Raw genomic sequence first — 23,889 nt, 5'->3', positions numbered from 1 at the left:
TCAATAAAGATCGGCTTTTGGCTTTATATCCAAAGGATATTAGGCATTTTTATAATCAATCAGAATACGCAGCATACGGCGTAACGGCTCGGCCGCACCCCAAAGCAACTGGTCACCTACAGTGAACGCACCCAGATATTCTTTACCCATATTCAGCTTGCGCAGACGGCCGACTGGAACGCTTAAAGTACCTGTTACAGCAACAGGCGTCAGATCAGTCATGGATGCTTCACGAGTATTTGGAACCACTTTAGACCAGTCATTGGCACGTGCAATGATGTCTTCGATTTCATCCAAAGGTACATCTTTTTTCAATTTCAGGGTTAATGCCTGAGAGTGACAACGCATGGCACCAATACGCACGCAGTGACCATCAATTGGCACGATCTGCTGGTTGCCCAGAATCTTGTTGGTTTCAACCTGACCTTTCCATTCTTCTTTCGACTGGCCGCTTTCCAGTTGCTTGTCGATATAAGGAATGAGTGAACCAGCCAAAGGAACGCCAAAGTTTGCAGACGGGAAGCCTTCACCACGTTGTAATTCAGCAATTCTAGAGTCGATATCCAGAATTGGAGAACGCGGATCATCTAGCAACTCTTTGGTATTGTTATATAAATAACCCATACCATTGATCAGTTCACGCATGTTTTGCGCGCCTGCACCTGAAGCGGCCTGATAGGTCATTGACGTTGCCCATTCCACCAGATTGTTCTGGAACAGACCGCCCAAGCCCATCAGCATCAAGGAAACTGTACAGTTACCACCGACAAAAGTCTTGGTGCCTTTAACCAAACCATCTTTGATCACATGCATGTTGACCGGATCAAGTACGATGATGGCTTCATCATCCATACGTAAGGTTGATGCTGCATCAATCCAGTAACCGTTCCAGCCTTCAGCTTTCAATTTCGGGAAAACTTCAGAGGTATAGTCGCCACCTTGACAGGTAATAATGACATCCATTTGCTTCAGACTGTTAATGTCTGATGCATCCATAAGTGCTGGGGCGGTCTTACCGCCAAATGCCGGCGCTTCACCGCCTGCATTACTGGTAGAGAAATAGAATGGCTCAAAATGAGCAAAATCATTCTCTTCAACCATACGTTGCATAAGGACGGAACCAACCATCCCGCGCCAACCGACCAGACCTACTTTCATGTCACTTTGCCTCGGTGCGTTAAAAAATCAAAAGGGATTCGAGTGTACCAAAAAGGGACTCAACTGCAAGAGCTACACAATCAAAACATCAATATTCTTGAGAGAAATATCTGCTTTATGATACATACAAAATTGATAACGTCATTTTTCTTTTAGAAAAAATAATAACTTAATCAAGAGCGCAGTTTATGATATGGGTTATCCAAATTCTGGCAATCATTGTCATTTGGTTAAGTTTTTGGTCACTGATACCACGCGATGAATGGTGGATTCGGGGTGCGGATTTTCCACGCTTACAAATTCTGGTATTGGGCTTTATCGCCTTTGTGCTGTTCTTGGTTCTGGAGCATCCCTGGAACTGGTTGAATCAGTTACTTTTTGTCGGGCTGATGGCGGCTTTGGCCTATCAGCTGAAAATGGTATTGCCCTATACCTTTGTCTGGAAAAAACAGGTCAAGCAAGTCAAGCAGGATCAAATAGATCCGCAGCGGCAAATCTCATTGATGGTCTGCAATGTTCTGACCACCAATAGCAAATATCATTTACTGATCGAGCAGATCCAGATTCATCAGCCAGATCTGGTGTTAACCCTGGAAACCGATCAAAACTGGCAAAATGCACTCTCAGTGATTGAAGCTGATTATCCTTATCGCGTGCCTGTGCCTTTGGATAATCTGTATGGCATGCATCTATATAGCAAGCTCGAACTGAGTGAAACTGAGGTTAAATTTATTCTGAGTGATGAAATTCCCTCCATTCATACCACGGTAATTTTACGCTCAGGACAACCGGTACAGCTCTACTGTCTGCATCCCAAACCACCCAGTCCGACCGAGGCCAAGGATTCTACCTTGCGTGATGCTGAACTACTGATTGTCGGTGATCAGATTAAAGATCTGGATGAAAGCTGTATCGTCATGGGCGATCTGAATGACGTGGCCTGGTCACGTACCACACGCCTGTTTCAACGCATTAGTGGGCTGCTGGATCCGCGGGTAGGACGTCATTATGTGAATACTTTTCACGCAGATTATCCTTTTTTCCGCTGGTCGCTGGATCACGTCTTTCATAGTACCGATTTTGCCTTGGTACACATGGAGCGTTTACCGCATGTAGGTTCTGACCATTTTCCGGTCTTTCTGGTTTTACAAACCGGTCGGGTATTCGAGCATATTCAGGAAGAATTAGAACAAACTGATAAAGATGAGCAGGAAGCACAAAAAGCCATTGAAGAGGGCATTCAGAAAGCAGAGAAAGAGGAAAAAATAGTCACTGATGAAGTTGCCCTGGCTTATAAAGAAAGGGGCAAAATCTCATAGGTTTTTAGAAGAAAAGTGTACGATATTGCTTACAACAGTTTACGCTTCTTGCGAATGGGCAGGGGTTGGGAATCTGGGTATTCTAGGTTTATCAGCACAGGGAGTCGAGAAAGGATATTCTCATAAGGAAGACGAAGCTGAATGAAAACATCATGGATATGATGCTGAAAGGGAAATCACAAAAAAGCAGAACGAATTATAATATGTGAAAGCACAACCTCATTAACCCGAGTTTTACAGGATGTAGAGCTCGGGTTAAATTATTTCAATTACTTAAACATGATTTTAAGCTATAGCCCTTCAAATTCCGTGATCAAATCGATTTAGTAAATTGATTTATAACCTTCAGGGCGAGTCTTAAAACGGCGGTGGAACCACATATATTGGGTCGGTGCGATGCGCAACTGCTGCTCAATCACCCGGTTCACGCGAGTGGCATCTTCAACTTCATTCTCACTAGGGAAGTTTTCCAGTGCCGGTTCAATGAGCACATGGTAGCGCGGATTGTTAATATCGCCATGACGGTAGAAATATAAAGGAATTGCAGCCGCTTTGGTCATTTTCAGTAAACGGCGATGTGCGGTTACAGTCGCCGCAGGCACGCCAAAAAAAGGTGCCGTCACGCCTTGTTTTAAACCATAATCCTGATCCGGACTGTACCAGATCGCATGGCCATTTTTCAGGTTACGTACCAGACCGCGCATATCATCATGGTCAATCTGATTGGCATAAATTGTGGCGCGACAACGGTAAATCAGCATGTCCAAAAGTGGATTATTCTGCGGACGATAGACCACATCCGGTTCAAAATATTGTGCGCAAAGATAACCACCCGCATCGAGCAAAGTTGAATGCGTGCCTAATAACAGCATGCCTTGGCCTGCGGCTTGTGCTTTCTGAATATGTTCCAAGCCTTCAATACTGACGCGGCCCTGAAACCATTTCGGACTGTACCAGGCATTCAGCGTCTCAAACACCCCCAGCATTTGATCGATAAATACCTGACGGGCATTGTCCTGTACCTGCTTTTCAGACCATTCGGGAAAGCAGACTTCCAGATTACGCAGCGTGGTTTCACGGCGTGATTTCAAGTATTTAAAAGAAAGGTGGCCCAGCAGGGACGCCAGACGATGCTGAATGGCCCAAGGTAAGATCGCCAGAATCATCAGGAAAATAATGCCTAGCCATTTGCCCCAATATTGAGGTAACAGGAATGACCATTGAAATTCACCGGGTTGATATGCAGGCTGAGTACTCATAAAACAATTTAGGGCCAAAAGATTAAATGCAGTCTAACAGAGAAGATTATTGAAATAAAAAAGCATCTGTACGAATACAGATGCTTGAGTAAAAGCTCGGGGAATATTTAGCCGTTACTTAGATTGTCCAGCTCTTCCCAGCGCTCTAATTTTTCCAGTAACAGCTCATCAATTTCGGATAAACGGTTAGAAAGTTTCAGTGCTTTATCAGAATCAGTGACAAATAAAGAGCCATCAGCCAGTTGTGCATTGATCTCGGCCTGCTCTTTTTCCAGCGCTTCCATTTCAGCTGGAAGTTGCTCGAGTGCACGTTGGTCTTTATAACTGAGTTTAACTTTTTTGGCAGCTGCCGGCACAGTCTCGGCTTCTGCTTTGGCCATGGCTTTTTTCACGGCACTTTTTTGGTCAACCACGGTTTGATCCGGACGCTGTTCAAGATAATCCTGATAACCGCCGACATATTCGTCGATATTGCCTTTACCATCAAAGACCCAAGTGGATGTCACCACGTTGTCCATAAAGGCACGGTCATGCGAGATCAACAGTAGGGTGCCTTTGTAGCCACCGAGCATTTCTTCCAGTAACTCTAAGGTCACCATATCCAGATCGTTGGTTGGCTCATCCATCACAATCAGGTTCGATGGTTTCAGCAACAGTTTCGCCAATAAGATACGGTTGCGTTCACCACCAGACAACGCTTTGACTGGAGTACGTGCACGTTCTGGCGAGAACAGGAAGTCCTGTAAATAGCTATAGATATGACGACGGTTACCATTCACATCCACGTGGTCAGAACCTTCAGAAACATTATCTTTGACCGACTTTTCCAGATCCAGTGCATTACGCAGTTGGTCGAAATAGGCTACTTCCAGCTGTGTACCGGTTTTCACCGTGCCGCCATGCTCAAGCTCGCCCAGAATGGCTTTAATCAGTGTGGTTTTACCGACACCGTTATCACCGACCAGACCGATACGGTCACCGCGTAAAACCAGTGCCGAGAAGTTGTTAATGATCGGTGCATTGTCACCGAATTTCACACTCAGGTTCTCAATCTCAAAGACCAGTTTGCCGGAACGGTTGGCATCCTGAGTCGCCATCGCCACTTTACCTTGTTGCGAACGGCGCGCTTTGGATTCTTCACGCAGTGCTTTTAGGGCGCGAACACGACCTTCGTTACGGGTACGGCGTGCTTTGATGCCCTGACGGATCCAGACTTCTTCTTCAGCCAGCTTTTTATCAAACAGCGCATTCTGCTTTTCTTCAGCTTCCATTTGCATGGCTTTGAGTTCTAAGTAACGTGAATAGTTACCTTCATAACTGCGCAATTGACCACGATCCAGCTCGACAATACGGGTGGCAATGCTATCGACAAAGGCACGGTCATGCGAAATGAACAGTAGGGTCAAATTGTTTTGATCGAGCAGGAATTTTTCCAGCCATTCGATACTTTCAACGTCTAAATGGTTCGTCGGTTCATCGAGTAACAGCACATCGGGTTGGGTGAGCAGGGCACGTGCCAGCAAGACACGACGCTTACGACCACCCGACAAATCGGCAAGATCTGCATCTGGGTCCAGACCCATTTTGCTTAAAATCGAATTGACCTTGGTTTCCAGCGCCCAGCCATCGAGCTGGTCCATTTTGTGTTGCAGATTACCCATGCGGTCACAAGCGTCCATATCGCCCAGTACACAGGCTTCACTGGCTGCATGGTAGGCACGCAAAACTTCCGACGCTTCACCGGCACCGTCAGCCACGATATCCGCCACTCGGCCTGAGTCCATCGGTACATCTTGCGCCAGCATCGAAATCGTGATGCCATTTTGTAATGAAACTTCGCCGCTATCCGGCAGTAAACTTCCTTCAATCAGCTTAAGTAAGGTAGACTTACCCTCACCATTACGGCCAATCAAACACACTCGTTCGCCGCGCTCCAAGTTAAAATTCGCGCCGTTGAGCAGGGCGGGTCCACCAAACGCAAGTTGGACATCCCTAAGGGTAATATAGGCCATAATGTTTCCTGAAATCCCCAATGAGGACTTTAAATGACTAAACAACAAAATCTAAATGATCAGGCGTCATTTTCCGCACCCATTGAAGATTTGCAAGTGCGAATTGCATTTTTAGACGATTTAGTTGAACAGTTGAATGATCAGGTGGCCAAACAGACCCTGGAAATTGCTGATCTGAAAAAGCAAATGATGCTGTTATATCAACGTGTTGAGTCTTCAGATCTGTCTGAAGGCATTGTAGAATTTGATCCGGTTGCAGATCGCCCACCGCATTATTAATTTGCAACCAATGATTTAATCAACAACAACCCTTAGCTGATCTAAGGGTTTTTTATTGAAAAATAAAAATGAGCCAATCGATAAGATGTTAAAAAGAGAAATATTATTTTTTTGAATTGGCTTTTAAATTGCATTAAATCCGCATATAAAAGAAAAGTAATAAAGCGCAGCGCGATCATCAAGTTTAAAAGAGTTTTTCTGCTGAAAACAAACATTCGCGCTCGTAAACAGATTTCTTGCAGGCATTTCATAAAATGCAGTTTGGCCCTCTGCCGAAACAGGCCTGCACCCATTCAGTCGTAAAATTATTTGACCTTTCACTCACTTCCTACTCTAATACCGGCTCTCAGGTACATTCCGGAATTGCGTCCCATGCACCCAAAAGTTGTTCTACTCGACCTCGAAAATAATTTCCCCACAGCCAAGTTAATGCGTGAGATTGTGGCGCATTATTCGACTTTATATCTGTTTAGCTGTGCTGGAAAATTTGAATTCTCCTTAGAGGATTTAACCGAGCTTGCCGGCTGGGTTAGCAGTGGTCAGGTGGTGGTACTGGACACGCCTGAATCGCCACAAAAAGAATATGAATATGCGGTCATTGTCGGTCAGCTTATGGCGCTACTGGAGCCGGAAACCGAGGTTAAATTGATCTCGGCGATGGACAGTTGCGAAATGTTGCAACAGATGCTGCAAACTTCTGATATTACGTGTCACCTGATTCAGATTCAGCCTGATGAGACAAACATTCCAACCGATCAACCTAAAAATCATCTTCCGAGTCTGGATACCATCAAGAACAAACCTGCCTTGCAACTGGTGAAAAAATACTGTGATGCGTTAGGGAAAATGAGCGGCAAACCGAATACGGTGGAAACCCTAAAAAACTCAGTGGCGAATATTCTGCAAGTGATGCCGGTAAAAGCTCAGCATGTGGTCGGCATGTTGATTAACCTGAAAATCGTCAAACGCTATGATGAGCAAATCAGCTTCCGCAAAAAAGTTTTGAAACAATGGCTGCAACTCAATCTGGATGAACAAAGCCCGGTTGAAAATCCAAAACTGGATCAGGTCATTTCCCAACTGAAGGCAGAAGAAGCTCCAGTTGAATCTGAAATACTCAGGTCACCAATCCAGTCGGCACAGCAAGACCTGTTCAAAAACTTTGGCCGGATCGATCCGGTACAACTGGAAGTGGCACGTAAACTACGTGAATTGCAGGGCAATAAACCCAAAGACATTTATGAGCTGCGTGATTTACTGGAACAGTTATTTCCGAAATCGGACATTCGCTTGCTGCTGAAAGAGCTGATCGAGAAAGGTTATATTTACTGGAATGGTCACGAAATTTTATATAGTCATGAAATGTTCCTGAATTAATTTTATCGTGCAAACTTGCGTTTTATATTGTGCTTATGCAACTCTAATAATAGAACATAAAGGTTGAACTATGGAAAACACTGGAATCTGGGTGACGGTGGTCATCATCATTTTCGTCATAGGGTCGATTTTCGGGTTACGTGTAAGTCCCCGAGAAAAAGCCTTGGGGCTGATGCGTGATAAAGCCCGTAAAATGGGTTTGCATCCACGTCTGGTGGTGGCACCGGACTGGACCAAAATTCCCAAGGCGACTGAAAGTCGTGCCAGTATGGTCGCATACTACAGTGTGCTGATGCCAGATGCGCGTTTACCCTTGATGCGCGCCCGTGTTGTCGATAATAAACTCGAAATCGTGCAGGGTGATGAGAAATTTAAAGATTTTCCCATTGCATTAAAAGGCATTTATGCTATTGATATGCAGGCCAACTGTGTCGGTATGTATTGGGATGAAGAAGCTGATTTAAGAGCGACCCAACTCGACGACATCAAAGCGCTGTTACACGCTTTGGCTGAACTTTAATTTAGAAATAAACAGGATTAACGGTTAATTATGGCGAACGCTCCTCGGTCCACATCAAAAAGCAGCACAGCGAAGTCTCCCGACGCTGGAAGCAAGCGTGCCCTAGTGATTGTGGAGTCGCCTGCAAAAGCGAAAACAATCAATAAGTACCTTGGTCCGAACTACATCGTAAAATCATCAGTGGGTCATGTGCGTGACTTGCCGACTGGCGGTTCTGCAAAATCGACAGAGAAAAAACCGGCGACACGTACCAAACTGACGGATGCAGAAAAAGCTGAAAAATCACAGAATGCGTTAATTAACCGCATGGGTGTCGATCCGGAACATGACTGGAAAGCCAAATACGAAGTCCTTCCTGGCAAAGAACATGTAGTTGCCGAACTGAAAAAACTGGCATCGCAAGTCGATGAAGTCTATCTGGCAACGGATATGGACAGGGAAGGGGAAGCGATTGCCTGGCATTTAAAAGAAGTCATCGGCGGTGATGATTCGCGTTATCAGCGTGTGGTCTTCAACGAAATTACCAAAAACGCGATTCAGGATGCCTTTAAGCATCCGTCACGTCTGGATACCAATAAAGTCAATGCGCAGCAGGCACGCCGTTTCCTGGATCGTGTCGTGGGTTTTATGATTTCGCCATTGCTTTGGGAAAAGATTGCCCGTGGCCTGTCAGCCGGTCGTGTACAGTCGGTTGCGGTGAAACTGGTGGTTGAACGCGAACGTGAAATTCGGGCCTTTATTCCTGAAGAATACTGGCAGGTGTTTGCCGATACCAAATCGAAAAAAGATGACATCCGTCTGGAAGCAGTCAAGCAAAATGGCAAGACTTTAAAGCTTCGTAATAAAGACGAAACGGATGCACTGTTAAACCTGATTAAAGATGCGGATTATACCGTTTCTGCCCGTGAAGATAAGCCAACCAAAGTCAATCCAAGCGCGCCCTATATCACGTCAACGTTGCAACAGGCGGCCAGTACCCGTCTCGGTTTTTCTGTGAAGAAAACCATGATGCTGGCACAGCGCCTGTATGAAGCCGGTTTCATTACCTATATGCGTACCGACTCGACCTTCCTGAGTGATGATGCGGTAAGCATGGTCCGTGGCCATATCGAATCAGAATTTGGTGAGAAGTACCTGCCGGCCAAACCAAACCGCTATGGCAATAAAGCCGGTGCGCAAGAAGCGCATGAGGCGATTCGTCCATCTATGGTTGGCTTAAAAGGCGACAGTCTGGTGGGTGTTGAGCGTGATGCACAGCGCCTCTATGACTTGATCTGGCGCCAGTTTGTTGCTTGTCAGATGACTCCGGCAGAATATCTGTCTTCTACCATTTTGGTGGATGCCAATGGCGTAGAACTGAAAGCCAAAGGCCGTACCTTGGTCTTTGATGGCTTTACCCGCGTGCGTGGTGCCAATAAAGCCGATGACGATATTTTATTGCCTGCGGTCAAAGTCGGTGAAGTGCTTAAACTTGAGAAACTTGATCCATCTCAACATTTCACCAAGCCACCAGCTCGTTTTACTGAAGCCTCACTGGTCAAAGAACTCGAGAAAAAAGGCATTGGCCGTCCATCGACCTATGCTGCGATTATCTCGACCATTCAGGATCGTGGTTATGTGAAACTGGATAACCGTCGTCTCTATGCCGAGAAGATGGGTGAGATCGTTACCGATCGTCTGGATGAAAATTTTAGTAATCTGATGAACTATGCCTTTACCGCAGATCTTGAAGGTCAGCTGGATAAAGTAGCAGATGGTGAGCGTAACTGGAAAGAGTTATTAGACAGCTTCTATGGCGATTTTAAGCAACGTTTGACTACGGCGCAAGGCGAGAACGGTATGCGCCGTAATCAGCCTGTAGAAGTGGATGCAGTACACTGTAAAGAATGTGACCGTCCAATGCAGATTCGTACCGGAACCACAGGCGTATTCTTGGGTTGTTCAGGCTATAACCTACCGCCGAAAGAGCGTTGTAAAGGAACCTTGAACCTGACACCAGTTGAGTCTCTGGCTGCATTATCTGATGATGAGGCTGCGGAAACTGCTGACCTGATGTCGAAGAAGCGTTGTCCGATCTGTGAAACTGCCATGGACAGCTATGTGATTGATGGCGGCCGTAAACTGCATATCTGTGGGAATAACCCGGACTGTAGTGGTTTTGAACTTGAAGAAGGTGAGTTCAAAATTAAAGGCTATGATGGCCCGAGTATCCCATGCGACAAGTGTGATGGTGAAATGCAGCTGAAGACGGGTCGTTTTGGTCCGTATTTTGCCTGTACCAGCTGTGACAATACCCGTAAAGTCTTAAAGAGCGGTCAGCCTGCGCCTCCACGTGTGGATCCGATCAAGATGGAGCATTTACGTTCTGCCAAGCATGACGATTTCTTTGTACTGCGTGACGGTGCAGCCGGTTTATTCCTGGCGGCAAGCAAGTTCCCGAAAGTGCGTGAAACCCGTGCACCGAAAGTGGCCGAGATTCGTTCTGTTGCCGACCAGCTTGATCCAAAGTATCAGTTTATCTTGCAGGCACCTGATGTGGACCCGGAAGGGAATCCAACTCTGGTAAAATTTAGCCGTAAGAACCAGTCACAATATATTGGTTCGGAAACTGCAGAAGGTAAGCAAACCAAATGGTCTCTGGTTTATCAGGACGGGAAATGGGTTGAAGCCTAAACTCTAAGATTCAAAAAAATGCTGACGAAAGTCGGCATTTTTTATGTCAGAATCATTTATACAAAAAATTAAAAATAATATTTTGGGGTGGATGTGGATATTCAGACAAAAAAATTCGCTGTATTAATCGATGCGGATAATTCTTCTATCAACGCGATTTCATTAGTGTTGGAAGAAGTTGCGAAATATGGAATTGCCAGTGTCAAACGTGTGTATGGGGACTGGAGCAGCGAAACGTTAAAGAAATGGCGAGATGTACTCCTTCCTCATGCCATCACTCCGGTACAACAATTCGCTTATACCAAGGGTAAAGATGCGACGGATATGATCCTGATCATTGATGCTATGGATTTACTTTATGCAGGTGCATTAGATGGATTTTGTATTGTATCCAGTGATAGTGATTTCACGCCCTTAGCTTCACGTATTCGTGAAAATGGTCTAACTGTGTATGGCTTTGGCAAAAAAGCTACACCTGAAGCATTTAAGAAAGCCTGTGACAAGTTCATTTATATCGAAAATTTACTTGTAGATAGTGAAATCAAGCAACAGGAAGATGATGAACTTTCTAATGTTTCCCAAAAGAAAGTATTAAGCTCTGACAAATCTCTTGATCATAAAATTTTGCCTCAGCCTAAGGAAAATTCGAATCTTCCTGAAACGATGGATCGAGCTACGCTGAATCTGATTTATAAAGCTGTAAAAGATAATGCCGATGATAATGGATGGGCGAATTTAGGGATGGTCGGGCAGTATATCAGTGCAGTAAAGCCTGATTTTGACTCTCGTAACTATGGTAGAGCCAAATTGTCAGGATTAATAAAAACTTTAAATTTATTTGAAACAAAAATAGAAATGAGTCAGATGTATTTAAGAAAAATGAAAAAGCAGAGTGTGTAATCGATATGTGGAAAAAGATTCGGATTCTGATTTTATTAATCATCTTATTGATTGTCGCGGTCAATGCCTATCGTGATCAAAACCAGAACTGGTCAAAGCCGATTATTGTGTTGCTGCATCCGATTAATGCCGATGGATTACCGACCACACAGCAATATATCCAGCAACTGTCAGCTCAGGACCTGAATGGAGCGCGGGAATATCTGGAAAAAGCAGCTCAGCAGTATCGTGGACAGCCGACTTATTTTTATTTTAATTTAGGCCGTGAGCTTCAAGTTCTACCACCCAAAGTCCCTGAGCAAGACTCGCTCATCGATACAGTTTTATGGAGTTTAAAATTCCGGTTCTATGCTTGGAAACAGCGACAGAGTTCAGACCCTTCAGCTAATGTGACTTTATTTTTAAATTACTATGATCCTGTGCAGACCAAGCAATTGAAACATTCCACTGCCTTGCAAAAAGGCCGGATTGGTTCGATAAATCTATTTGCATCCAAACAACAAACTGAACAGAATAAAATTGTATTGGTGCATGAATTGCTGCATGCCTTTGGCGCTTCGGATAAATATGATTTAGCGACAGGTCAACCGATTTATCCGCTGGGTTATGCATTTCCAGATCAGCAACCCTTATTTCCGCAAACCAAGGCGGAGCTGATGGCAGGACATATTCCACTGTCTCAAACCACCAGTAAAATGCCAGAATCTTTAAATCAAACCTTGATTAATGAGATAACTGCAATTGAACTGGGCTGGAAATAAAGACTTGTGGATAGTGCTGGATTTATCCACAATTTAGACTTCATTTGTGGATAAAAGATCACACCATGCCGCTCACCTTTGTGCTTGCTCCTGACTCGTTTAAAGAAAGCATGTCTGCTGCGCAGGCTTGTCAGGCCATGCAACGCGGTATTCAGAACGTCATTCCGGATGCCAATATTATTCATGTGCCAATGGCTGATGGCGGTGAAGGCACGGTCGATGCACTGATTTCAAGCTTGAAGGGGGAAAGTATTGCATGTGAGGTGACCGGGCCATTATCTGAGCAACGTATCCAGACCTATTGGGGGATGGTTGATGCAGGCCAGACTGCCGTGATTGAAATGGCCAAAGCCAATGGCATACATTTGCTTGCAGCAGAAAAGCGTAACCCGATGCTGACTACAACCTATGGCACAGGAGAAATGATCAAACGGGCGCTGGACTTGGGAGTGAAAAAAATCATTGTCGGTTTAGGTGGCAGTGTCACCAATGATGCGGGTGCGGGCATGGCGCAAGCATTGGGTGTGCGGTTTTTAAATCATGCGGGAGAGTCAATTCAGGTCTGTGGTGGAAACTTAGAACTGGTCAAATCAATGGATCTATCCGAACTGGATCCACGTTTAGCAGATACTGAAATACTCATTGCATCGGATGTCAATAATCCGTTGTGTGGGCCAAGTGGTGCCTCTTATATCTTTGGCCCACAGAAAGGGGCAATGCCTGAAATGGTCAAGCAACTGGATCAAAACTTTGGGTATTTTGCCGATGTAGTCGCTGGGCAGTTTGGCCGTGATTATCGTCATGTTGCAGGGGCTGGTGCTGCCGGTGGACTGGGTTTTGGTTTAATGGCATTCACTGCTGCCTCTATTCGGTCCGGGGTGGAACTGATGATTGAACAGGTTCAACTGAATGAGAAAATAGCGCAAGCAGATTATGTCCTGACCGGTGAAGGTAAAATTGATAGTCAAACATCTTTGGGCAAAACCCCTTTTGGGGTAGCACAGCTCGCCAGGCAATTTAATAAACCGGTAATCGCTTTTGCTGGTCTAATCGGTGAAGGAATTGAGGATCTGTTTGAGTCAGGATTTAGCCAGATTATTGGTATTAATCCACCAGATTGTCCTTTAGAAGAAGCCTTAAAAAATGCAGAAATGAACTTGGAGAAAGCTGTCGCTGAGATAGTTAAAAATCTTTTGACAGAGTGAAAGTATTTCTCTCTCCTGCAATCCAGCACGCCCTGTCGTTAGCTAATATCAAATCAGGAAATAAAATTGGAGACAGTTTCAGGACAACTGAAAAGCCATAATTCTGGAAGCGATCTGTTAAACTACATACATCCACAAAATGATGAGTGAAAATGAGTTTAGCCACCCTGATTGATGAATTAAATCCCCAACAAAAGCAAGCAGCGACCACAGAAGCAAAACACAGTTTGGTGCTGGCCGGGGCAGGTTGTGGCAAAACCAAAACCATCGTGGCACGCGCAGCTTACTTGATTGAGCAGGGTGTGCCTGCCAACCAGATTCAGATTCTGACCTTTACCCGCCGGGCTGCCAGTGAAATTGTGGCGCGTGTCGAACTGGCACTTGGTGAAGAAGCCAAGGGACTGCGGGCCTCGACCTTTCATACCTTCTGTATGTATCTGCTGCGCCGTATTCCGAAAGCTTTTGGTCTGGAACAGTTTTCGATTATTGATCGTGATGATCAGCTGATGATGTTCCGCCTGATTCGCGGTCGTGATGACAAGAAAAATCCCAATCATCTGCCTAAGCCTCAGGAATTATGTGATCTGTATTCTTTTGCACGGAATACCCGGCAAAAGCTCAGTCTAACACTGGAAAAACAGATGCCTGAATATCTGGCTCTCAAAGACCAGATTGCTGAAATCATGAAAGAATATGAAGCACGTAAGCAGGCACGCAGCTTTCTGGACTATGACGATATTCTGGCGGTAGTGGCTACGGCGCTGGCACAGTCCGAAGGTCTGGTCGACTATGTCGCTTGGATCTGTCGGCATATGTTGGTCGATGAAATGCAGGATACTAATCCATTGCAATGGGCTTTGCTGGAGCCACTTAAAGACCGGATCAGCCTGTTCTGTGTCGGTGATGATGCGCAGTCGATTTATGGCTTTCGTGGTGCAGACTTTGAAAATATTCACCATTTCAAAGAACGTGTGCCAGATGCGCAGATTTTCAAATTAGAAAAAAACTACCGCTCGACCCAGGAAATTCTCGATCTGTCTAACTGGCTGCTGGATCAGTCTGAAATCAAATATGACAAACGTCTGGAAGCGTATCGCGGAGAAGGTGTTAAGCCGCGCATGCATATTTTCCCGAATGAATTTGATGAAGCCAAATGGATCGCGATTGATATTAAAGAGCGTCATTATCTGCAAGGTAGTAAGTGGGGCGAGCATATGGTCTTGGTACGCTCCAGTTTTGCCGCGCGGCATATTGAAGCGGCCTGTATTGCAGCCAATGTACCCTATCGCTTTATTGGTGGCATGAAGCTGCTGGAAACGGCGCATGTCAAAGATTTGCTCAGCATGCTGCGGGTGGTGGCCAATCCACTAGATGATATTGCCTGGATGCGTTTCTTAACCCTGTGGAATGGTGTGGGTGATGTTGGTGCTAGCAAGCTATCGCAGCAATTATTGGCTGAACCGGAAATGGATCAGATTGCAAAGAAATTAGAACAGTTTGGCAAGATACCGCTAGAGACTATTCTGATCATGCAGCAGATGAGTGTGCTCAAAGGCGAAGTGCAAACCTGTGTCGGTCTGGCGATTCAGGTGATTGAATCTCAATTGGCAGAAAACTATAAAAAGGATTGGCCACGTCGCCAAAGTGATTTTGAACTGGTCAAACAGCTGGCGTCCAAGCATTCACAGCTGAGTGAATTTTTAGAGGAATATGTACTGGATCCAGTGTCAATCTCGGAAATTGAACGCCAATCGGATCACGATGTGGTGACCTTAATCACCATTCACTCGGCAAAAGGCACCGAACAAAATGTCTGTTATGTGGCCAATGTCACGCCGGGCAATTATCCGCATGCGCGTGCTCAAGGCGACTTTGATGATGTCGAAGAAGAGCGTCGTGTGCTGTATGTGGCGCTGACCCGGGCGAAAAATGAATTGATTCTGACCAAACAGAACCTGAATCATTGGGCGCGGGAAACGGTCGATGAGCAGGGACGTAAAGTCGAAAGCTATTTCCTGAATGATCTCACCCGGCATTTATGCACCACGGAAACCCATTACAAGACCCGGCAGCAAACTGTAAAAAGTGCCCTGATTGAACGCAAGTCGATTAATTTAGATTTTGGGATTGATCTCGATTAAACTATAGCAAAGTTGTTTCATGCAAAAAGTAGAGTAGGCGCGTGCTTTTTGATATTTTTTGCCTATCTTCTTAAGGTTGTAAGATGAAAATTTTAGTTCGTAATTTAGAACGTACGGTCACAGAAGCCGAATTGCTGAAACTGTTCCAGGAATATGGCACAGTGGAGACCTGTACTTTGGTGCTTGATGCATCAACAGGCAAATCAAAAGGTTTTGCTTTTGTAGAAATGCCACATGGCCGTGAAGCAGTCAAAGCCATTAAAGGCCTGAATACTTTGCGCCTGCACGGACATGGGATCCGCGTGAAAGCCGCAGAAGATAAGCCTCAGGCTTAAACTCAAAAAAGGAGCACTGGATAGGCTCCTTTTTTATGGCTGAAATTTATTATCGCTTTAATTAGTGAGCTCAATGCTCTGAATTTCAGTGCTGGATGGATTCAGCCTAAACATCTTTTGATTGCGAAATGCAGACGAACCTTTTACTTTATAAAAGCCAAAATTTGTTTTAAACCTTAGGAAATCTCGATGACCCGTGTTGCTCGCTATCATGCGGACCGTACCAATCAAAAACTGTATTTTGCCCGCCTTTCCTGCCAGCAAGCAGAGCAAACTGAACATGTACAACAGGCTCAGGCGCAACGTGAAGCAACTGTGTTTCATTTGCATGGTGCTTTGTTAGCATTTTTACAGGAACTGGTACGTTACTATCGCCTGAATGATCCTCATCCGACCTTAAAATCGATCGAAGAACTGATGGCGGCCAAAGGCCAAATTTCGCCAGAAGTGGCGGTGCTGCAACATTTATCCAAGAGCGGTTTCATTGCTGAACTGAAGCGCGCCTATCGTTTATGCCAGTATGCGCCGGAACCGAGTGCACCACAGCCTGAAGACGAAACTTCTTCAAATCTCATCATTAAAGTCACACAGACACCACAAGCGTGGTTACCTGATACTGCTATATTGAGAGAGTGGCATCGTGACCTGACCCAATTAATTGATGGTTTTCGTAATGAGATGATTGAATTTTAATCGGATCGGCTGTACTTGAAATTGCAATTTTTAACCCTATATCAATTACTCTAATGATGCAAAGTGCACCCGGCGCTTTGCCACCATGTTGAACATGGAGGATATATGTCTATAGAACAGTTGAAAGATTTATTTGGTAATCAAGACGCGATTTTAGAACTCGTTCAACTTGAAGGTGGCGCGTTGGCTTTACGCAATGCAGGCTCACATAAACAGCCTTTGGTCATGATTCAATTTAATGATGAGGTGAAAGCTCTACTTGGAGAGCAGACGCCCGTGATTGCGCAACAGATGATTCAGGCAGCACTCTATGGTTTGCTGGAACAGCAGGTCAATGAATGGCAGGCTGAAGTTGTGGATGAAGAACCAAAGTATATGAGTTAATCGTTGAAATTTATTTAGAAAGCACACTATCGGTGTGCTTTTTGAGTGTTATAGGTTATTAAATTAGGCAGATTTTAAGTATCACAAAAACGTTCATTTAAAATGAAGATGAAAAATCAGTATTTTAAAATTTAAGTCGTGAGCAGTCTGAAGCCAGTGTGTTAATAAAATCTTTGGCTCAGAAATATATTGATGTCCATAAAAAAAAAGTTGCCAGATCCGGCAACTTTTTTATTCAGTGTTTATTTAAAGAAAAACTTTAATGAGAAGGCGTATGCTGATGCGCGATCTCAATCTGGTTCAAAATATGATTGCTCATATTTTTCGCCATTTCTTCTTTGGCATAATAAACCGCACCGACATTATCCCGACGAATGGCTTCAGCTTCTTCCTTGCTTTCTGCACAGACCAATACCTGAATTTGTGGATTCAAGGTCTTGGCAATGTCGACAATTTTATGAATATCGATGATATCCATAGGGGAGATGACCAGTAAGCGTGCATGCTGAATATGTGCCTGAATCAGCACTCCGGCTTCAGTGGCAACACCAGACACCGCAGCAATGCCTTTTTCACGCAGATTTTCGACGATGTCACGGTTTTCTTCGGCAATCACCACCTTGATATTTTCTTGCATCAATGAGCGGGTAATGCGACGACCGACCTCACCATGGCCAATAATGACCACCTGATCGCGCAAGTAATCCTGTGAGACTTCATCGGGTAACATCGCCAGAGGGTCACCACTGCGTTCCAGTAAGCGGGCCAGAGTCGAGCGTTCCCGAATCCATTTCTGTACCGGTTCAATCGCGGAAAAGATAAAGGAGTTAAGCGTAATCGAAATCAAGGCACCTGCCAGAATCAGGTTTTGACCTTCCAGCGAAAGCAGATTGAGCGAAACACCGAGCGCAGCCAAAATAAAGGAGAACTCACCAATCTGTGCCAGAGAAGCACCGACGGTCAAGGCGGTATTAATCGGATAGCGGAAGAACAGCACCAGTGCCATCGCGGCAATAGTCTTACCAATCATGATAATCCCGACCACTGCCAGTACATGTAAAGGCTGTTCCAGCAAAATGCGCGGATCAAACAGCATGCCGACGGAGACAAAGAATAAAATCGAGAAAATTTCACGCAGTGGCAAGGTTTCTTCTTCAGCACGATGACTGAAATCAGATTCCTTAACGACCATTCCGGCAAAGAAAGCACCTAGTGCCATCGACACGCCAAAGACTTTATAGGCACCGAAGGCGATTGAAACCGCAGCAGCCACCACTGTTAAAGTAAACAGCTCACGTGAACCGAGACGCGCCACCACCCGTATGATCATTGGAATCAAGCGTTTACCAATAATCAGCATGAAGGCAATAAAGCCTGCGACTTTGAGCAGGGTAATGCCTAAGGTGAGCCAGATATTCTCATCGCTTGCACCTTCCAGCGCTTGCCCACCTAAAAGCACCGCAGTGGCAGGTAACAGTACCAGCGCCAAGACCATGACCAGATCTTCGACCAGCAACCAGCCAACAGCAATTCGGCCATTGATTGAATCCAGTAAGCCACGATCACCAAGGGCTTTGAGTAGAACCACGGTACTGGCACAAGACAGGCTTAGGCCGAAGACCAGTGCTGAGCCAAAGCTCCAGCCCCACAGCATCGAAACTCCAACCCCGAGCAAGGTGGCAACTGCAATCTGTAAAATCGCACCAGGCAGGGCAATCCGGCGTACCTGCATCAGATCGTTCAGGGAAAAATGCATTCCGACGCCAAACATCAGGAACATGACGCCAAGTTCTGCCAGTTGGTTGGCCAGATGAATATCACCGACCACACCGGGTGTATGGGGACTAATCAGAATGCCGGCAATTAAGTAACCGATCAAAGGGGGAAGACGTAACCGTGCAGCGAGATAGCCAAAGACCAAAGCTAAGCCAAAACCAACAGCCAGTAATATAATGAGCTCTACGTCATGTGGCACTAAATACTCCTTTAGCTAGGTTTGCTGGGAAATAAGCACAAAAAGTGCCAAAACATGCAGAAAGTTTATCAAGTCGGATAAAAAAAGTGCAAAAAAAAACGACCCGCAAAGGTCGTTTTTTTAAAGAAACTAAAATTATTTGATTTTAGCTTCTTTGAAGATTACGTGTTGACGGATTTTTGGATCAAATTTTTTGATTTCCATTTTTTCCGGCATAGTACGTTTGTTCTTAGTCGTGGTATAGAAATAACCTGTACCAGCTGAAGAAACTAAGCGAATTTTATCACGCATGGTTCAGACTCCTTAGATCTTTTGACCTTGAGCACGTAGGTCAGCAACAACCTTTTCAATGCCCAATTTGTCGATAATACGCATACCTTTAGTGGTTAAACGAAGACGTACAAAACGTTTTTCGCTTTCTAACCAGAAACGGTGGTGGTGCAGGTTCGGCTCGAACCGGCGCTTAGTTTTGTTGTTGGCGTGTGAGACGTTGTTACCAACGACTGGACGCTTGCCGGTAACTTGGCAAACCTTAGACATGGTGTAACTCCATTGATTTAGCCAACAGCAAATCTGTATGGCCAGTCAAAAATAAACGGATTGAAATCATTCAAGGGGCGTTTTATATCAAAAATGCGCTTAAAAGACAAGCGATTTTCGTCAAAACGCGGCACGAACTATATCGATAGCTCATGCCTTGATCATTTAGCGGAGAAGTGTCTTCGAAATCAGCTTGTGAATCGGTTTATTGAACGGTGGCAGAATGTATTTCAAGCTGTACAGCTTTGGATTCGACATTACTGAGCGTTCATGCGACAAACTGAAGAAGCCTTCTGGGCCATGGTATTTACCCATACCTGATGCACCGACACCCCCAAATGGTAGATCATCCTGCGCAACATGGGTCAGTACCGTATTTTGCCCGAAATGCCCTGAATGGGTACGCTGTGCGACATAATCGGCACGCGCCTGATCAAAGTCGAAGTAGTATAAAGCAAGTGGACGCGGACGGCTATTAATAAAGTCGATGACATCGTCAATTTGATCATATTCCATGATCGGTAACAGTGGGCCAAAGATTTCATGCTGCATGATCTGCATCATCGGGGTGACATTGGTCACGATGGTCGGTGCAATCTTGCGCAGATCAGCCGAGTTTTCACTACGCGGATTAATTTCAATGACTTGCGCACCCTGTTCACGCGCATCATCCAGATAGCCTTGCAGACGGTTATATTGTTTGACATTAATAATCGAGGTGTAATCCTGATTATGGGTGATATCCGGATACATACTTTCGACACAGGCTTTAAAGTGATCAATGAACTCGGCAGTTTTCCCGCGAGGCAAGAACATATAGTCCGGAGCTACACAGGTCTGACCGGCATTCCAGAGTTTACCCACCGCAATCCGCTGCGCGACATCGCGCAGATCAATCGATGGATGCACCAGTACCGGCGATTTACCGCCCAGTTCCAGAATCACCGGAACCAGATTTTCGGCAGCGGCTGCCATGACGGTTTTACCGACTGCAGTTGAGCCAGTGAAAATCAGTTTATCGAAAGGCAAACGACAGAAAGCATCTGAAATCACACCACCACCATTCACCACAGCGACCAATTCTTTAGGGAAGGCTTCAGCCAGGGCTTTTTCCAGAACTTCACCAAAAGCAGCGGATGCACTGGAAATTTTGATCATGGCATGGTTGCCGGCCGCTAGTGCGCAAATCAAAGGGCCAATCGACAACAACAGCGGATAGTTCCACGGTGCGATAATTCCGACTACGCCCAAAGGCTGATATTGTACCCAGGCTTTTGCCGGCTGATGAATAATGCCGACATGACGCTTGGAAGGTTTCATCCATCGGGTCAGGTTTTTGCTGTAATATTTGATATGTTCCAGACAGGTGAGCAGTTCACCAATCTTGGTTTCCCCAATGGAACGGTTACCATAGTCCTGATTAATTGCATCAGCAAATTGATCTTGATACTTAACTAAGATACGCTTAAGTCGAGCTAAACGATCGATACGTTCCTTTGCAGTCGGCAGAGGGTAGTGTAAGTAAGCGTGTTTTTGTTGCGCTAAGACTTCATTCAGATATTGGCTATCAAAAAAATGTGGTGTCATTGATGTTGTTTTTGTGTGACTGTTCATGCCGCACTACCATTATTCAAAAATCGATTAATTAATTTTTAGAGCAAATACTCTAATTAGTCAAGTGACTTTGTGTGTTAGCCTGCTAATGCATGAACTGAATGGTTATTTTAGGATGTCCCAAACCAAAACCTTAAAAACTAAAGAGCGTATCTTGCAGCTCAGTTTGCAGCTGTTTAACGAGCGTGGCGAACGATCGGTAACCACCAATCACATTGCGGCTGAACTCGGCATGAGCCCGGGTAACCTGTATTATCATTTCCGCAATAAAAATGAAATTATTAAAGAATTGATGGAACAGTACCAGCATCAGACCCTGGAAATGCTGGCGCTGCCGGATGACCGTGCACTGGATGCCAATGATAAGGTGCATTATTTTCAGGTGCTGAGCAGCCAGTTATGGGCTTACCGTTTCCTGCATCGTGATGTCTATCATCTGGTAGAAAATAACGAAGATTTTCGCAAGATGTATCCACGCTTTGCCGGACAGGTGATGCAGCAGGGCCAGAAAATTTATAAAGGCTTTGTTAATGCAGGCCTGATGGACATGACCGATTCAGAAATTGAAGCCCTGATCATTAACCTGTGGATTGTACTGACCAACTGGACCAACTTCCTGTATATGTCAGGTCATTTAACCGATTCCAATACGCTGGAAGAAAAATGGGTCTGGCAGGCACTCCGTCAAATGGTATTCCTGGAAGGGGCGTATTTACGTGGTGAAAGTCGTCAAACCTATGAAGGTTTATTGAGTAGTTTGGGCTCTTCGGAACTTTTTGCCAGCCTGTCGTCATCTAAAGATTCTGAATCTGAACAAACTATTCAGAATATCCAAGAAACGCGCTAGAATACTCGGCTTATTTTTAATTTAACTGATTAGTGACTTAAACCAACATGAATATGACGACTGCTAACACCGCACGTTTATTGATTACTTGTGAAGACAAGCCGGGCATCGTGCAGGCTGTTTCGAGCTTCTTGTATCATCAAGGTGCCAACATTACTGCGCTTGACCAATATGCGACAGCAGCGCAGGGCGGACGTTACTTCATGCGCGTTGAATTTGAATTAGATAATCTTCAAAGTCGTAAAGAAAGTATTATCCAGACTTTTGCAGCGAATGTGGCAGAACGCTATGGCATGCAATGGCGTCTGGCTCTGGTCAGTGATGTGAAAAAAGTCGGTATTCTGGTGTCTAAAGTCGATCATGCCTTGCTTGAGCTGTTATGGCGTCATGCGCGTGGTGGTCTGCCTTGTGAAATTACCAAAGTAGTATCGAATCACGAGACTTTACGCGAAGCAGTTGAAAATTTTGGCATTCCATTCGAAGTTGTGCCGGTGACCAAAGACAACAAACCTGAAGCTTATGCAGAAATCGACCAGTTGATGCAAGGCAATGACCTGTTGGTGCTGGCGCGTTATATGCAGATTCTGGATGAAGAATTTGTCAGCAAGTGGGAAATGAAAGTGATCAACATTCACCATTCTTTCCTGCCAGCTTTCGTAGGTGCCAATCCGTACAAACAGGCCTATGAAAAAGGTGTGAAGCTGATTGGTGCAACTGCACACTATGTGACTGCTGATCTGGATCAAGGTCCGATCATCGAGCAGGATGTGGAGCGCGTGAACCATGACTTTACCGTTGAGCAGTTACGTGAACTCGGTCAGGATGTGGAACGTAATGTATTGGCCCGTGCGGTAAAATGGCATTTGGAAGACCGTATTATTGTCGATGGCAACAAGACTGTCGTGTTCCAATAAGACTTGCATTGAGTTTTAAAAAGGCATACTTTTAGTGTGCCTTTTTTGTTTTGATGCAAAAAAGTCAGTTAAAGGTAGGATTAGCGGTTGCAAATGAAAACACTTCTCATTTATTATTGGCATACTTTAATTGTGCTAACCGATGAGCTTGATAGTTTGTTCCACATCATCTCCTCAAGGTAATAGATTTAATGAGTCAAGTTGCTGCGCCCCAAATGCCTACACCGCCGAATCAGATGAAAAAGAAAGTCATCTCTATCGTGGCGGCTGTACTGATTGGGCATGTGGGTGTGTTATATGCGATCAGCCAGATGAAAGCACCTGAGCTGACACCCATTGATAAGCAACCCTTAAAAGTGCGCTTTGTAAAACTCCAGGAAGCGCCAAAACCTTTACCGTCAAAGCCGAAGGCCGAGCCACAAAAAGAGCCGCCTAAGCCTAAAGAAGTCAAAATTGTCGATAAACCGCTGCCACCACCACCGAAAAAAGTAGAAAAAATCGAGCAGGTGAAAAAGGCTGAAGCGCCAAAAGTGGTTAAAGCACCACCAGTTGAAGCAAAACCAACCCCAAGTCCGGTTGTACCGACAGTGGTCACTGAAACTAAAATTAAACCGGCACCTGCTCCGGTCGCGCCACCTGCGCCTGTGACACCGCCAGCACCTGCTGCGCCGCCATCCCCGAAAAGTGTATCGATTGGTGGGGGCGTGTCCTGGCAGCGTTCACCCAAAGTCTCGCTCTCTGCAGGTGAATTAAAATCAGCCTGTTCACTGGTAGTAGATGTTTCAGCGAATGAGCAGGGTAAAGTGGTTTCTGCAACTGCACGAAATTCAAGTTGTAGCCCGGCAGTAACGCGCAAAGTAGAAGCCGCGGTACGTCGTGCACAACTCACTAAATATGTTGAAAATGGTGTGGCTTATCCAACCCGTGTGGAACAGCCTTTCGATTTTCAGGTTAAATAACGGCTCACCCATTAGGAGTTCGAA

22 protein-coding genes are annotated in these 23,889 nt (G+C 45.2%); 15 read left to right on the top strand and 7 right to left on the bottom strand.

Annotated elements, in window-relative coordinates:
- Positions 1-39: 39 nt before the first annotated feature.
- Positions 40-1,158 (bottom strand): aspartate-semialdehyde dehydrogenase, encoded by a 1,119-nt coding sequence (gene asd, locus PYW33_RS13395; protein ID WP_004647391.1) that lies wholly within the window; start codon positions 1,156-1,158, stop codon positions 40-42.
- A 188-nt stretch (positions 1,159-1,346) separates the two neighbouring features.
- On the opposite strand from asd, the gene PYW33_RS13390 reads away from it, so the two are divergent.
- The gene (locus PYW33_RS13390; RefSeq protein WP_004647392.1) at positions 1,347-2,477 is read left to right on the top strand and encodes an endonuclease/exonuclease/phosphatase family protein; all 1,131 of its coding nucleotides are present in this window, start codon (positions 1,347-1,349) and stop codon (positions 2,475-2,477) included.
- A 323-nt stretch (positions 2,478-2,800) separates the two neighbouring features.
- On the opposite strand, the gene PYW33_RS13385 is transcribed toward PYW33_RS13390, so the two are convergent.
- Entirely contained in the window at positions 2,801-3,736 is a 936-nt protein-coding gene (locus PYW33_RS13385) for an LpxL/LpxP family acyltransferase (protein ID WP_004647394.1), read from the bottom strand.
- 107 nt (positions 3,737-3,843) lie between these two features.
- Positions 3,844-5,748 carry an ATP-binding cassette domain-containing protein gene (locus tag PYW33_RS13380; protein ID WP_004647395.1) on the bottom strand — a complete coding sequence of 635 codons (1,905 nt, stop codon included), beginning with the start codon at positions 5,746-5,748 and terminating at the stop codon, positions 3,844-3,846.
- Between the two features lie 33 nt (positions 5,749-5,781).
- Here PYW33_RS13380 and PYW33_RS13375 point away from each other — a divergent pair, with 33 nt between their 5' ends.
- The 11 genes from PYW33_RS13375 (at position 5,782) to PYW33_RS13325 (ending at position 17,016) form a co-directional block, all read left to right on the top strand.
- A complete protein-coding gene (locus tag PYW33_RS13375; protein WP_004647396.1) occupies positions 5,782-6,027 on the top strand; it encodes a SlyX family protein in 246 nt (81 codons plus the stop codon).
- 372 nt (positions 6,028-6,399) lie between these two features.
- Positions 6,400-7,404: a hypothetical protein gene (locus tag PYW33_RS13370; protein ID WP_004647397.1), complete on the top strand. Its 1,005-nt coding sequence runs from the start codon at positions 6,400-6,402 to the stop codon at positions 7,402-7,404.
- Between the two features lie 70 nt (positions 7,405-7,474).
- Positions 7,475-7,924 carry a hypothetical protein gene (locus PYW33_RS13365; RefSeq protein ID WP_004647398.1) on the top strand — a complete coding sequence of 150 codons (450 nt, stop codon included), beginning with the start codon at positions 7,475-7,477 and terminating at the stop codon, positions 7,922-7,924.
- Between the two features lie 30 nt (positions 7,925-7,954).
- On the top strand, positions 7,955-10,597 hold the full coding sequence (gene topA / locus PYW33_RS13360) for a type I DNA topoisomerase (protein ID WP_004647399.1): 2,643 nt from the start codon (positions 7,955-7,957) through the stop codon (positions 10,595-10,597).
- Positions 10,598-10,690: 93 nt separating this feature from the next.
- The gene (locus PYW33_RS13355) at positions 10,691-11,497 is read left to right on the top strand and encodes an NYN domain-containing protein (RefSeq protein ID WP_016806872.1); all 807 of its coding nucleotides are present in this window, start codon (positions 10,691-10,693) and stop codon (positions 11,495-11,497) included.
- Positions 11,498-11,502: 5 nt separating this feature from the next.
- The gene (locus tag PYW33_RS13350) at positions 11,503-12,258 is read left to right on the top strand and encodes a hypothetical protein (protein WP_004647401.1); all 756 of its coding nucleotides are present in this window, start codon (positions 11,503-11,505) and stop codon (positions 12,256-12,258) included.
- A gap of 65 nt (positions 12,259-12,323) precedes the next feature.
- Positions 12,324-13,463, top strand: coding sequence for a glycerate kinase (locus PYW33_RS13345; protein ID WP_004647402.1), 1,140 nt, complete (start codon positions 12,324-12,326; stop codon positions 13,461-13,463).
- Positions 13,464-13,615: 152 nt separating this feature from the next.
- A complete protein-coding gene (locus PYW33_RS13340) occupies positions 13,616-15,604 on the top strand; it encodes an ATP-dependent helicase (RefSeq protein ID WP_004647403.1) in 1,989 nt (662 codons plus the stop codon).
- Positions 15,605-15,687: 83 nt separating this feature from the next.
- Positions 15,688-15,939, top strand: coding sequence for an RNA recognition motif domain-containing protein (locus PYW33_RS13335; RefSeq protein ID WP_004647405.1), 252 nt, complete (start codon positions 15,688-15,690; stop codon positions 15,937-15,939).
- A gap of 189 nt (positions 15,940-16,128) precedes the next feature.
- The gene (locus PYW33_RS13330; RefSeq protein ID WP_004647406.1) at positions 16,129-16,632 is read left to right on the top strand and encodes a DUF6586 family protein; all 504 of its coding nucleotides are present in this window, start codon (positions 16,129-16,131) and stop codon (positions 16,630-16,632) included.
- Positions 16,633-16,737: 105 nt separating this feature from the next.
- Positions 16,738-17,016, top strand: a complete 279-nt coding sequence (locus PYW33_RS13325) for a hypothetical protein (RefSeq protein WP_004278462.1) — start codon at positions 16,738-16,740, stop codon at positions 17,014-17,016.
- Positions 17,017-17,275: 259 nt separating this feature from the next.
- Here PYW33_RS13325 and PYW33_RS13320 read toward each other — a convergent pair whose 3' ends face one another.
- The 4 genes from PYW33_RS13320 to PYW33_RS13305 all read right to left on the bottom strand — a co-directional run bounded on the left by PYW33_RS13320 (position 17,276) and on the right by PYW33_RS13305 (position 21,145).
- A complete protein-coding gene (locus PYW33_RS13320; RefSeq protein ID WP_004647407.1) occupies positions 17,276-18,991 on the bottom strand; it encodes a cation:proton antiporter in 1,716 nt (571 codons plus the stop codon).
- A gap of 135 nt (positions 18,992-19,126) precedes the next feature.
- On the bottom strand, positions 19,127-19,282 hold the full coding sequence (rpmG, locus tag PYW33_RS13315; RefSeq protein ID WP_001205031.1) for a 50S ribosomal protein L33: 156 nt from the start codon (positions 19,280-19,282) through the stop codon (positions 19,127-19,129).
- Positions 19,283-19,294: 12 nt separating this feature from the next.
- On the bottom strand, positions 19,295-19,531 hold the full coding sequence (gene rpmB, locus PYW33_RS13310) for a 50S ribosomal protein L28 (protein WP_000048256.1): 237 nt from the start codon (positions 19,529-19,531) through the stop codon (positions 19,295-19,297).
- 165 nt (positions 19,532-19,696) lie between these two features.
- Positions 19,697-21,145, bottom strand: coding sequence for a coniferyl aldehyde dehydrogenase (locus PYW33_RS13305; RefSeq protein ID WP_004647408.1), 1,449 nt, complete (start codon positions 21,143-21,145; stop codon positions 19,697-19,699).
- A 115-nt stretch (positions 21,146-21,260) separates the two neighbouring features.
- On the opposite strand from PYW33_RS13305, the gene PYW33_RS13300 reads away from it, so the two are divergent.
- The 3 genes from PYW33_RS13300 (at position 21,261) to PYW33_RS13290 (ending at position 23,865) form a co-directional block, all read left to right on the top strand.
- Complete coding sequence (locus tag PYW33_RS13300; protein ID WP_034437998.1) at positions 21,261-21,992, top strand: TetR/AcrR family transcriptional regulator; 732 nt, start codon at positions 21,261-21,263, stop codon at positions 21,990-21,992.
- A gap of 47 nt (positions 21,993-22,039) precedes the next feature.
- Positions 22,040-22,906: a formyltetrahydrofolate deformylase gene (gene purU / locus PYW33_RS13295; protein ID WP_004647410.1), complete on the top strand. Its 867-nt coding sequence runs from the start codon at positions 22,040-22,042 to the stop codon at positions 22,904-22,906.
- A 191-nt stretch (positions 22,907-23,097) separates the two neighbouring features.
- Positions 23,098-23,865 (top strand): energy transducer TonB, encoded by a 768-nt coding sequence (locus PYW33_RS13290; protein WP_004647411.1) that lies wholly within the window; start codon positions 23,098-23,100, stop codon positions 23,863-23,865.
- Positions 23,866-23,889 lie beyond the last annotated feature (24 nt).

The organism is Acinetobacter lwoffii (genome assembly GCF_029024105.1).
In the GTDB taxonomy this organism is placed as follows: domain Bacteria; phylum Pseudomonadota; class Gammaproteobacteria; order Pseudomonadales; family Moraxellaceae; genus Acinetobacter; species Acinetobacter lwoffii.
The sequence above is the reverse complement of the archived record's forward strand: the minus strand, read 5'-3'. Positions and strand labels throughout refer to the sequence as shown.

What these genes read in the sequence shown, in the direction of transcription:
- asd (WP_004647391.1), bottom strand. Translation starts at nt 1,158, where the DNA reads ATGAAAGTAGGTCTGGTCGGTTGGCGCGGGATGGTTGGTTCCGTCCTT.
- PYW33_RS13390 (WP_004647392.1), top strand. Translation starts at nt 1,347, where the DNA reads ATGATATGGGTTATCCAAATTCTGGCAATCATTGTCATTTGGTTAAGT.
- PYW33_RS13385 (WP_004647394.1), bottom strand. Translation starts at nt 3,736, where the DNA reads ATGAGTACTCAGCCTGCATATCAACCCGGTGAATTTCAATGGTCATTC.
- PYW33_RS13380 (WP_004647395.1), bottom strand. Translation starts at nt 5,748, where the DNA reads ATGGCCTATATTACCCTTAGGGATGTCCAACTTGCGTTTGGTGGACCC.
- PYW33_RS13375 (WP_004647396.1), top strand. Translation starts at nt 5,782, where the DNA reads ATGACTAAACAACAAAATCTAAATGATCAGGCGTCATTTTCCGCACCC.
- PYW33_RS13370 (WP_004647397.1), top strand. Translation starts at nt 6,400, where the DNA reads ATGCACCCAAAAGTTGTTCTACTCGACCTCGAAAATAATTTCCCCACA.
- PYW33_RS13365 (WP_004647398.1), top strand. Translation starts at nt 7,475, where the DNA reads ATGGAAAACACTGGAATCTGGGTGACGGTGGTCATCATCATTTTCGTC.
- topA (WP_004647399.1), top strand. Translation starts at nt 7,955, where the DNA reads ATGGCGAACGCTCCTCGGTCCACATCAAAAAGCAGCACAGCGAAGTCT.
- PYW33_RS13350 (WP_004647401.1), top strand. Translation starts at nt 11,503, where the DNA reads ATGTGGAAAAAGATTCGGATTCTGATTTTATTAATCATCTTATTGATT.
- PYW33_RS13345 (WP_004647402.1), top strand. Translation starts at nt 12,324, where the DNA reads ATGCCGCTCACCTTTGTGCTTGCTCCTGACTCGTTTAAAGAAAGCATG.
- PYW33_RS13340 (WP_004647403.1), top strand. Translation starts at nt 13,616, where the DNA reads ATGAGTTTAGCCACCCTGATTGATGAATTAAATCCCCAACAAAAGCAA.
- PYW33_RS13335 (WP_004647405.1), top strand. Translation starts at nt 15,688, where the DNA reads ATGAAAATTTTAGTTCGTAATTTAGAACGTACGGTCACAGAAGCCGAA.
- PYW33_RS13330 (WP_004647406.1), top strand. Translation starts at nt 16,129, where the DNA reads ATGACCCGTGTTGCTCGCTATCATGCGGACCGTACCAATCAAAAACTG.
- PYW33_RS13325 (WP_004278462.1), top strand. Translation starts at nt 16,738, where the DNA reads ATGTCTATAGAACAGTTGAAAGATTTATTTGGTAATCAAGACGCGATT.
- rpmG (WP_001205031.1), bottom strand. Translation starts at nt 19,282, where the DNA reads ATGCGTGATAAAATTCGCTTAGTTTCTTCAGCTGGTACAGGTTATTTC.
- rpmB (WP_000048256.1), bottom strand. Translation starts at nt 19,531, where the DNA reads ATGTCTAAGGTTTGCCAAGTTACCGGCAAGCGTCCAGTCGTTGGTAAC.
- PYW33_RS13305 (WP_004647408.1), bottom strand. Translation starts at nt 21,145, where the DNA reads ATGAACAGTCACACAAAAACAACATCAATGACACCACATTTTTTTGAT.
- PYW33_RS13300 (WP_034437998.1), top strand. Translation starts at nt 21,261, where the DNA reads ATGTCCCAAACCAAAACCTTAAAAACTAAAGAGCGTATCTTGCAGCTC.
- purU (WP_004647410.1), top strand. Translation starts at nt 22,040, where the DNA reads ATGAATATGACGACTGCTAACACCGCACGTTTATTGATTACTTGTGAA.
- PYW33_RS13290 (WP_004647411.1), top strand. Translation starts at nt 23,098, where the DNA reads ATGAGTCAAGTTGCTGCGCCCCAAATGCCTACACCGCCGAATCAGATG.